The sequence below is a fragment of the Actinoalloteichus spitiensis RMV-1378 genome (assembly GCF_000239155.1).
Classification (GTDB): Bacteria; Actinomycetota; Actinomycetes; order Mycobacteriales; family Pseudonocardiaceae; genus Actinoalloteichus_B; species Actinoalloteichus_B spitiensis.
Map to the genome: position 1 here is coordinate 1 of NZ_AGVX02000836.1, position 1,024 is coordinate 1,024.

At 64.9% G+C, this 1,024-nt stretch carries 1 protein-coding gene; it reads right to left on the bottom strand.

All coding sequences use genetic code 11. The features are described 5' to 3' along the window. Positions 1–64: 64 nt before the first annotated feature. Complete coding sequence (locus ACTIDRAF_RS0225805) at positions 65–304, bottom strand: hypothetical protein (protein WP_342626706.1); 240 nt, start codon at positions 302–304, stop codon at positions 65–67. Between the last annotated feature and the right edge of the window lie 720 nt (positions 305–1,024).

The following is a 1,024-nucleotide window of genomic DNA, read 5'->3' on the forward strand; positions in this document are numbered from 1 at the left end:
CGAACGGGCGGAGGGCGCCCGGATCACTCCGGGCGCCCTCCGGGGGCGACGCCGTGGCGTCACCTCACTTGTCCAGCTCGACCTCGACCTTGTTGTGGTCCAGGATCGGGGCGTTGGTGCAGTCGTTGATCTGCGGCGAGGCGATCGGGATGATCACGCCGAGGACCGCGACGTTGTTGCCGCAGAGCTGGATCGGCAGCACGCTCAGGTTGTTGTCGTTCAGAATGTTGATGCCGTCGTTGTCGTAGCTGTCGGCGCTCGCGACGGGGGCCAGCATCATCAGACCGGCTGCGGCCCCAGCCACAGCACCTGCCTTCTTCATCACGATGTTCTCCTCAGGGGTCGTGTGTTTCGGGAGTCCCGGTGCGCTGTTGCTCGCGCCCCACAGCTGAGAGCTGCGCGAGCAGTCATCCCTTGCGGGACGACGGTCCCCGGGCCGGACGCGTCCGGCGTCGTGCCTGGGGTTCCCGCCTCGTCAGAACTGACCTGCAGGTTGTTCCGACAGCTCCTCCGCGGGCGTTTACGGTCTCCGAGCCACTCCCGGCGACCAGCTTCGACAAGGCCATCCCGACTCCTTATCCTCCGCCTTCCGGAACACGCCGTGGTGCACTGTGGCCAGAACCGGAAATCGGGTCTGGTGGGGCGTCGGGCGCCTTTCGGAGGGAAAACTAACAGGGGGTTCGGCGAATCAAAAACCGGATCACACCATTGAGTGAGAATGGGTTTCACGTTATCCGGGTTCATCCTGTCGGCGGTCATGCGAATGAGTGAAAATCGGGAGAATTGGGCAGATTCACTCGAAGTAGCAAAATTCCAGCTCACGGCCCTCATCCGTTGGTCACTCGACGTGGTCCGCACAGGTGGAACGAGGGGGGATGGGTCCTGATGGGATGGTCTCCATCTGCTAAAGGGCCGGCGATTGCACCCTCGGTCGTTGCCGGGCCCCGCCCCGCAGCGGCACGCCGTGGCCGACGGGGCCGACGAGTCGCTACGGTGGTTCGCCCCCTCGCCCCCTCGCCCCCTC